Genomic DNA, 10,403 nt, shown 5'->3' with positions numbered 1-10,403 from the left:
AGATGTTCCGCCTGCTCGGTACCGAGTTCGGCATCTCATGACGCGCCCACCGACAACCTGTTTCCCGAGGACCCTCCATGTCGAGTGAAGACAAGCTCCGCTACTTCCTCAAGCGTGTCACCGCGGACCTGCACGACGTCCGCGCCCGGCTGCGTGATGCCGAGGAGAAGGCGGGCGAGCCGATCGCGATCGTCGGCATGGCCTGCCGGTACCCCGGTGGCGCGGACACGCCCGAACGCCTGTGGCAGCTCGTCGCCGACGGAACCGACGCCATTTCCGGCTTCCCGGCCGACCGCGGCTGGGACACCGCGCGCCTCTACCGGCCCGGTGACGCGCAGCCCGGGCACAGCTACGTCCGCGAGGGCGGGTTCCTTCCGGACGCCGCCGAGTTCGATCCGGAGTTCTTCGGCATTTCGCCGCGCGAAGCCGTCGCGATGGACCCGCAGCAGCGGCTGCTGCTGGAGGTCGCGCACGAGACGTTCGAGCGCGCCGGCCTGCCGGTCGACGCCCTGCGCGGCAGCCGCACCGGCGTGTTCGTCGGCGGTATGGCCCAGATTTCCGGCCCGTCCGAGGAGCAGATCGAGGCCCTGTCGGGATATCTGCTGACCGGCAGCGCGGCCAGCGTGTTCTCCGGCCGGATCGCCTACACCTTCGGTCTCGAAGGCCCGGCGCTGACGGTCGACACGGCCTGCTCGTCGTCGCTCGTCGCGATGCATCTTGCCGCCCAGGCCCTGCGCGCGGGCGAGTGCACGCTCGCCCTCGCAGGCGGTGTCACCGTGATGACCACGCCCGAGGGGTTCGTCGAGTTCAGCCAGCAGGGCGGCCTCGCCGCCGACGGCCGCTGCAAGGCGTTCGCCGAGGCCGCCGATGGCACCGCCTGGGGCGAAGGCGCCGGAATGCTGTTGCTGGAAAGGCTTTCCGACGCCCGCCGCCACGGCCACCCGGTGCTCGCCGTGCTTCGCGGCTCGGCGGTGAACTCCGACGGCGCGTCCAACGGCCTCACCGCGCCCAACGGCCCGTCCCAGCAGCGGGTGATCCGGGCGGCACTGGCGGCCGCGCGGCTGTCTCCGTCCGATGTGGATGTCGTCGAGGCACACGGCACCGGCACGACCCTGGGCGACCCGATCGAAGCCGAAGCGCTGCTCGCGACTTACGGGCAGGACCGGGATCGTCCACTGTGGCTCGGTTCGCTCAAGTCCAACATCGGGCACACACAGGCTGCGGCCGGCGTCGGCGGCGTGATCAAGATGGTCGAGGCAATGCGGCACGGCGTGCTGCCTCAGACCTTGCACGTCGACGCGCCGTCGTCGCATGTGGACTGGAACTCCGGTCAGGTCCGGCTGCTCACCGAGGCCGTGCCGTGGCCGGAGACGGACACGCCGCGGCGAGCCGGGGTCTCGTCGTTCGGGGTCAGCGGCACCAACGCCCACGTCGTCATCGAGGCAGTGCCCGCCGAGGAGCCCGAGCAGTCCGGGGACCTGCCGGTGGTGCCGTGGGTCCTGTCGGCCAAGACCGGCCCCGCCCTGCGCGACCTCGCGCGGGCCCTCCAGAGCAGCGAGGACGACCCGGTGGACGTCGGCCGCGCGCTGGCCACCACCCGCTCGGTGCGCGAGCACCGCGCCGTGGTTCTCGACGCGGCCGGGCTCGCCGCGGTCGCCGACGGCGTGAGCACCCCGGCGAACCCGGGTGACGTCGTCTTCGTCTTCCCCGGCCAGGGCTCGCAGTGGGCGGGGATGGGCCGCGAACTCCTGGAATCCTCGCCGGTGTTCGCCGCCCGGATGGCGGAGTGCGCGGCCGCCCTGGAGTCCTTCGTGGACTGGAACCTCCTGGACGCTCTCGACGGCGACCTCCAGCGCGTCGACGTGGTCCAGCCGGTGCTATGGGCCGTGATGGTGTCGCTGGCCGAGGTCTGGCGCTCCCACGGCGTCGAGCCCGCTGCCGTGGTGGGGCACTCGCAGGGTGAGATCGCCGCGGCCGTCGTCGCGGGTGGACTGTCGCTTGAGGACGGTGCCCGGGTCGTCGCGTTGCGGAGCAAGGCGATCCTGCGGCTGTCCGGCCTCGGCGGCATGGTGTCGCTGGGCACTTCGCCGTCGCGGGCGGAAGAGCTGATCGCGCCCTGGGCCGGGCGGATCTCCGTGGCCGCGGTCAACGGCCCGTCGTCGGTCGTCGTGTCCGGCGAAGCCGGCGCCCTCGACGAGCTGCTGGCGTCGGTGGACGTGCGGGCCCGCCGGATCGCCGTCGACTACGCGTCCCACTCGGCTCAGGTGGAGCTGCTGGCCGAAGAACTGGCGTCGGCGCTCGCGCCGGTGCGGCCCCGGGCCGGGCGGATCCCGTTCGTCTCCGCGGTCACCGGGCAGGTGCTGGAGACGTCCGGGCTGGACGCCGCGTACTGGTACCGCAACCTGCGCGAACCCGTCCGATTCGACCAGGCCGTCACGACACTGCTGGCGAACCGGGCGACGGTCTTCGTCGAGTGCAGTGCCCATCCGGTGCTCACCGCCGGTGTCGAGGAGACGATCGAGCAGGCCGGTGCGGCCGCCGCCGCGGTCGGCACCCTCCGGCGTGACGACGGCGGCCTGACCCGCCTGGTCACGTCGCTCGGCGAGGCGTTCGCGCGTGGCGCGGAGGTCGACTGGGCCGGGTTCTTCGCGGGCACCGGCACCCGCCGCGTCACCCTCCCCACCTACCCCTTCCAGCGGGACCGCTACTGGTCCGAGCCCGCCGCACCGCGGCGCCGCACGACCGCGGACGACCTGCGTTTCGAGGTCACCTGGCGGCTCGTCCCGGTAGGACAGTCCGCCTTGGACGGAACATGGGTCGTGTGCGGCCCGGACAACGAACTCGCCGACCGCATCGCGCTCGGTCTCGCCCGGCACGGCGCCGAGGTGGTCCGCGCGGCCGAGCCGGGTGACTTCACCGGCGTCCGCGGTGTCGTCGCCGTCGCCCCGGCCGGGCGCACGCCGGGCCACCCGGACGTCCCCGCCGGTCTCGCGACCGCACTGGCACTCGTCCAGGCCGACGTTCCTCTGTGGATGGTCACCCGTGGCGCGGTCTCGACGGGCGCCGCGGACCCCGTCACCGATCCCGAGCAGGCTCTCGTCTGGGGGCTCGGCCGGGTCGTCCGCCAGGAACAGCCCGCCCGCTGGGGCGGTGTCGCCGACCTGCCCGCCGACGCGGACGACGCCGTCGTCGACCTCTTCCTCGGCGCGCTGACCGGCCCCGAGGACGAACTGGCCGTCCGGCCCGAAGGCGTCTTCGCACGCCGCCTCACCCGGCCCGCCACCACGACGGCCCGGCGCAGCTGGCGTCCGGAAGGGACGGTCCTGATCACCGGCGGCACCGGCGCGCTCGGCGCCCACGTCGCCCGCCGGCTCGCCGCCCAGGGCGCGCCCCACCTGCTGCTGGTCAGCCGCAGCGGCGCCGGCGCCGAGGGCGCGGCGGAGCTGGAAGCCGAACTCACCGCGCTCGGCTCGCGGGTCACCGTCGCCGCGTGCGACGCCGCCGACCGCGCCGCGCTCGGCGCGCTGCTCGACGCCCTGCCCGCGGACGCACCGCTGCGCGCGGTGATCCACACCGCGGCCGTCCTCGACGACGCCGTCCTCGACGAACTGACTCTCGACCAGGTCGGCCGCGTGCTGCGGGTCAAGGCCGAAGCCGCGCTGACGCTGCACGAGCTGACCCGGGACCTCGACCTCGACGCGTTCGTGCTGTTCTCCTCCCTCGCCGGGGTGTTCGGCGGCGCGGGCCAGGGCAACTACGCGCCCGGGAACGCGTTCCTCGACGCCTTCGCGCGCTACCGCCGCGGCCTCGGCCTGCCGGCGACGTCGATCGGCTGGGGCCACTGGGCGGGCGGCGGCATGGCCGACGGCGCCCTCGAAGCCCGCCTGCAGCAGCGCGGGGTCCCGCCGATGCCGCCGGAGCTGGCCCTCGACGGCCTCCAGCGCGTCTTGGACCTCGACGACACGGCCGTCGTCGTCGCCGACGTCGACTGGACGGCCGCCGACCCGAGCCCGCTGCTGGCCGACCTCCCGGAGATCCGGCACGCCCGCACCGACGTCGCCGATGCCGGCCTGGCGGGCCTGGCACCCGCGGAGCGCGACCGGCGGCTGCTGGAGATCGTCCGGACACAGATCGCCGCCGTGCTCGGGTTCGCCGAGCCCGGGCGGATCGACCCGGCGCGGGCGCTGCGCGACCTCGGGTTCGACTCGCTGACCGCGGTCGAGCTGCGGAACAAGCTGGGTGCGGCGGTCGGCCTGCGGCTGCCCGCCACCCTGGTCTTCGACCACCCGAGCCCGGCCGCGCTGGTCCGGCACCTGGCGTCGCACTTCGGCGGCGACGACGTCACCGAGGACGTCGCCGAACGCGGAGCCGTCGACGAGCCGATCGCGATCGTCGCGATGAGCTGCCGGTTCCCCGGCGGCGTCGGCTCGCCCGAAGAGCTGTGGGACCTGCTGGCGGCGGGCCGCGACACGGTCACGCCGTTCCCGGCCGACCGCGGCTGGGACGTCGACGCCGTGTACGACCCCGATCCGGAAACCCCTGGCCGGTCCTACGTCCGGCACGGGTCCTTTGTGGACGACGTCACCGGCTTCGACGCGGCGTTCTTCGGGATCAGCCCCCGCGAGGCGCTGGCGATGGACCCGCAGCAGCGGCTGCTGCTGGAGACGACGTGGGAGGCGTTCGAACGCGCCGGGCTCGACCCGGCCGCGCTGCGCGGCAGCCGCGTCGGCGTGTTCGTCGGCACCAACGGCCAGGACTACAGCACCCTGCTGATGAACGCCCGCGAGCAGGTCGAGGGCTACCTCGGCACGGGCAGTGCGGCCAGCGTGTTCTCCGGCCGGATTGCCTACGCGTTCGGCCTCGAAGGCCCGGCGGTCACAGTGGACACTGCGTGTTCGTCGTCGCTGGTGGCGCTGCACCTCGCGGCGCAGGCCTTGCGTTCCGGCGAGTGCTCGCTGGCGCTGGCCGGGGGCGTGACGGTGATGTCGACGCCGATCGGCTTCGTCGAGTTCTCGCGCCAGCGCGGCCTGTCCGCGGACGGCCGGTGCAAGCCGTTCGCGGACGCCGCCGACGGCACGGCCTGGGGCGAAGGCGCGGGACTGCTGCTGGTGGAGCGCCTGTCCGACGCCCAGCGGCTCGGCCACCCGGTCCTGGCGGTCCTGCGCGGCTCGGCGGTCAACCAGGACGGCGCGTCCAACGGCCTGACGGCGCCGAACGGGCCGTCGCAGCAGCGCGTGATCCGGTCGGCGCTGGCGAATGCGGGACTGTCACCGTCCGATGTGGACGTCGTGGAGGCACACGGCACGGGGACGCGGCTCGGGGACCCGATCGAGGCGCAGGCTCTGCTGGCCACGTACGGGCAGGACCGGTCGGAGCCGCTGTGGCTGGGTTCGGTGAAGTCGAACCTTGGGCACACGCAGGCGGCCGCTGGTGTCGCGGGTGTGATCAAGATGGTTCAGGCGATGCGGCATGAGCAGCTGCCTCGGACGTTGAACGTGGACACGCCGTCGTCCCATGTGGACTGGACGTCCGGTGATGTCCGGCTGCTGACCTCGCCGGTTCCGTGGTCCGCCGGTTCCCGGGTGCGCCGGGCAGGGGTGTCCTCGTTCGGGATCAGCGGGACGAACGCTCACATCATCCTTGAGGAGTCGCCAGAGCGCCCCAAGGCGGCCTTCGGTGCGTTGAGCGCACCCAAGGCCACATTGGGGCGTTCGGGGAGCGCGGTGCCGTGGGCGATTTCGGCGCGGAGTGAAGGGGCGTTGCGGGCGCAGGCCGCGCGGCTGCTGGAGTTCGCCGGGACCGGGCCGGACATCGTCGAGACTGGGCGGACGCTGGCCACGGCCCGGGCATCGCTCGAGTGCCGGGCCGTCGTGCTCGCGTCCGACCTCGACGGCTTCCGGCGGGGGCTGACCGGGTTGGCCGAGGGACGTCCGGTCGCCGAGGTGGTGCGACCCGGGGCCGATGGGAAGGTGGCGTTCCTCTTCACCGGCCAGGGTTCGCAGCGTCCCGGGATGGGTCGCGAGCTGTACGAGGCGTTTCCGGTGTATGCCGAGGCGTTTGATGCGGCCTGTGCGTATCTGGATCCGCGGGTGAAGGAACTCTCGGGTTCGGCCCAGACGGAACTCGCTCAGCAGGAGATCTTCGCGTTGGAAGTGGCGTTGTTCCGCCTGCTGGAGTCGTGGGGCGTGCGGCCGGACTTCGTCATCGGACACTCGGTCGGCGAGATCGCCGCAGCGCATGTCGCGGGGATGTTGTCCCTTGAGGACGCGGCGACGCTGGTCGCAGCCCGCGGTCGGCTGATGCAGGCACTGCCCGAAGGTGGCGTGATGATCGCGGTGCAGGCGTCCGAAGAGGACGTTCTGACGCTGCCGGAGGGTGTCTCGCTTGCTGCGGTGAACGGACCGGACTCAGTGGTGTTGTCCGGTGTGGAGGACGCGGTGACCGAGGTGGCGGGAAGGTTCGCGAAGACCAAGCGGCTCAACACCAGCCACGCGTTCCATTCGGCGTTGATGGATCCGATGCTGGCGGAGTTCGCTGCGGCGATCGACGGCCTGACCACGGCTGAGCCGGTGATTCCGTTTGTGTCCACTGTGGAGGAGGCGCCGGGAGAGTACTGGGTGCGGCAGGTCCGCGAGCCGGTCCGGTTCGCCGACGCGGTCGCCAAGGCGAAGGAGCAGGGCGCGCGGACGTTCGTCGAGATCGGACCGGATGCCGTGCTCACCCCGATGGTCGAGGATGCTGTGCCGACGCTGGTCGCCGGACGTCCGGAAGTCACCGCCGTCGTGACCGCGCTGGCGCACCTGGCGGCCGACTGGCCGCGGTTCTTCGGCCCCGGGCCGGTGCGTACGGACCTTCCGACGTATGCGTTCCAGCACGAGCGGTACTGGCTGGACACCGCCGCGGCCGGGGACGTCGACGCGCTCGGCCAGGCCCCGACCGGCCACCCGCTGCTCGGCGCGGCGGTGGAGCTGCCCGAGGGCGGCTGGGTGCTGACCGGCGCGCTGTCGACCCGGACGTCGCCGTGGCTGTCCGGGCACGCCGTGCATGGCACGGTCATCCTGCCCGGGACCGCGTTCGTGGAACTCGCCCTGCGGGCGGGTGCGGAGGCGGGCTGCCCGACGCTGGAGGAACTGACGATCGCGGCACCCCTGGCCCTGACCGGCACGGTCCGCGTCCAGGTGGCGGTCGGCCCGGCCGGCGACGACGGCCGCCGCCCGGTCACCGTGCATTCCCGCCACGACGACACTGCGCCGTGGACCCGGCACGCGACCGGCGTGCTGTCGCCGGAACCGCTTGCCGCCGAAGAACTCGGCGAGTGGCCGCCCGCCGGAGCGTCCGAAGTGGACGTGACGGAGATCTACCCGGGCTTCGAGGATCGAGGCTTCACGTACGGGCCGTCGTTCCAGGGACTGCATGCGGCCTGGACCCGCGACGGCGAGGTGTTCGCGGAGGTGGCCCTGCCGCCGTCCGACCGCGACCCGGCGGCCCGCTTCGGCCTGCACCCGGCGCTGCTGGACGCGGCCCTGCACGGCCTGGGCCTGGGTTTGCTGCCGGACGACGGCCAGGGCCGCCTGCCGTTCACGTGGTCCGGCGTAACCCGCCACGGCATCGGTGCGTCGTCGCTGCGGGTCCGGCTGGCGCCGGTCGCCCCGGACACGGTCGCGCTGACGGTGGCCGACGGCGAGGGCCGTCCGGTGCTGACGGTGACGTCGCTGGTGCTGCGTCCGGTGTCGCCGGATCAGTTCGGGCAGGTCCGTGACGCGCTGTTCCACCTGGAGTGGCCGGAAGTCACGGGTGAATCCACAGTGGACTCGGTGGTCCTGCCGGTGGAGCCGTCGGACATCCCGACGACGACGGCCACGGTCCTGGCGGCAATCCGGTCATGGCTGGCCGACGACCGCGACCAGGAGCTGGTGTTCGTAACCCGCGGAGCAATCGCGGCGGCCGAAGGCGACACGGTCCCGAACCTCGCCGCGGCGGCGGCATGGGGGCTGGTGCGGTCGGCGCAGGCGGAGCACCCGGGCCGCTTCCGGCTGGTCGACCTGGAGGAGGAGACACCGCTGCCCCTCCTGCCGGACGGAGAGCCCCAGCTGGCAATCCGCGGCGGGAGGATCCTGGCGCCTCGCATCGCCCGCGGCCCGGAGACGGCACTGGAGCTGCCGGAGGGCGAGTGGCAGCTGACGATCACCCAGCCGGGCACGGTGGACGGCATCGCGGCACAGCCCAGCGGCGGCGGAGTGGCGGCGGGGACGCTGCCGCTCGCCGAGGGCACCGCAGCGCAGTCGCCTGCCGGTAGTTCAGCTTCCGCCAGGCAATCCCTCGGCGCCGGCGAGGTCCGCATCGCCGTCCGTGCCGCGGGGGTCAACTTCCGTGACGTCCTCAACGTCCTCGGCCAATACCCCGGCGGCCCCGTCCCCCTCGGCCAGGAAGCCGCGGGCGTCGTCACCGAAGTCGGCGCCGACGTCACCTCCGCCCAACCCGGCGACCGCGTCTTCGGCCTCTTCCCCGGCGGCACGTTCGCCACCCACGCGACCACCGACCACCGGCTCGTCGCCGCCATCCCCGCCGGCTGGACGTTCGCCCAGGGCGCGACCACTCCGGTCGCCTTCCTCACCGCCTACTACGGCCTCGTCGAACTGGCTGGGCTCAAGCCCGGTGAGTCCGTCCTCATCCACGCGGCCGCGGGTGGCGTCGGCATGGCCGCCGTCCAGCTTGCGCGGCACCTCGGGGCCGATGTCCACGCCACCGCCAGCCCGGCGAAGCACGCCGTCGTGCGGGCGCTCGGGGTCGAGCCCTCGCGGCTTGCCTCCAGCCGGACCCTTGCCTTTGCCGAGCAGTTCGGGCGCATGGACGTCGTCCTCAACTCGCTCACCGGCGAGTTCGTCGACGCCTCCCTGAACCTCCTCGCCGACGGTGGCCGGTTCCTCGAAATGGGCAAGACCGACGTCCGGGACGGCGACAACTACCGGGCCTTCGACCTCGCCGAGGCCGGGGCCGACCGGCTCGGGCGGATGCTCACCGAGGTGCTCGGCCTCTTCGCCGCCGGGCACCTGCGGCCGCTTCCGGTCACCGCCTGGGACGTCCGGCGCGCGCCGGACGCCCTGCGGTACCTGAGCCAGGCGCGGCACGTCGGCAAGCTCGCCCTCACCGTCCCGCACCGGCCCGACCCCGACGGCACCGTCCTCGTCACCGGCGGCACCGGGGCGCTCGGCACCGCGCTCGCCCGGCACCTCGTCCGCAACGGCGCGAAACACGTCGTCCTGGCCGGCCGCCGCGGCGGTGAAAGCACCATGCCCGAGGTGACCGTCGTGGCCTGCGACGTCGCCGATCGCGACGCACTGGCCGAGCTGCTGCAGAACCTCGAGCGGCCGCTCACCGCGGTGATCCACGCCGCCGGCGTGCTGGCCGACGCCACCGTCGACCGGCTCACCGAGGACGACCTCGCGGCCGTCCTGCGGCCGAAGGCCGACGGTGCCCGGCACTTGCACGAGCTGACCCGCGACGCCGACTTGGCCGCGTTCGTCCTGTTCTCGTCGGTGTCCGGCCTCGCGGGCACGCCCGGCCAGGGTGCCTACGCCGCCGCCAACGCCTACCTCGACGGCCTCGCCCGCCACCGCCGCGCGGCCGGGCTGCCCGCCGTCTCGCTCGCCTGGGGCGCCTGGGAAACGGGCATGGCCGCCGGGCTGACCGAGACCGATCGGCGCCGGATGAGCCGGTCCGGGCTGCTGCCACTGTCCACTGAGGACGGCCTCGCGCTGTTCGACACGGCGGCCGGGGACGCGGCGAGCCTGCTCGTCCCGATGCGGCTGGACCCCGCCGCCCTGCGCGGGGACGACGTCCCGCCGCTGCTGCGCGGCCTGGTCCGCACCAAGCCGCGCACCGCGGCGCCGTCCGACGCCGTCGGGCTGGCCCGGCGGCTGGCCGGGCGGACCGCGGCCGAGCAGGACGGCATCGTGCTGGAGCTGGTCCGCGAGGCCATGGCCGCCGTGCTCGGGCACGCCGACGCCACCGGCGTCGACCCCGGCCGCGGGTTCCTCGAGGTCGGCTTCGACTCGCTGACCGCGGTGGAACTGCGCAACCGGATCGCCGCGGCGACCGGGCTGCGGCTGCCGTCCACTTTGGTCTTCGACCACGCCTCACCCGCGGACCTCGCCACGTACCTGCGTGGCGAGCTGACCGGCACCGAGCCGGACGCGGACCGCCTGCTGTCCGAAGTGGACCGGCTGGAAACCGGCCTGCTGGCCGCGGAACTGGACGACGCCGCCCGCGCGGCCGTCCACGGCCGGTTGCAGACGCTGCTGGCCAAGTGGTCCGGGACCGCACGGGCCGTCGTCCCCGACAGCCTCGCCACGGCGTCGGCCGACGACCTCTTCGACTTCATCGACAACGCACTGGGGAGCTGA

1 protein-coding gene is annotated in these 10,403 nt (G+C 73.7%); it reads left to right on the top strand.

What is annotated here, in order from left to right:
• Positions 1–77: 77 nt before the first annotated feature.
• A complete protein-coding gene (locus ABJI51_RS40185; protein ID WP_348956419.1) occupies positions 78–10,403 on the top strand; it encodes an SDR family NAD(P)-dependent oxidoreductase in 10,326 nt (3,441 codons plus the stop codon).

The sequence above is a fragment of the Amycolatopsis melonis genome (genome assembly GCF_040064235.1).
Classification (GTDB): Bacteria; Actinomycetota; Actinomycetes; order Mycobacteriales; family Pseudonocardiaceae; genus Amycolatopsis; species Amycolatopsis melonis.
Note: the sequence above shows the minus strand (reverse complement) of the source record. Positions and strands in the feature narration are given on the sequence as shown.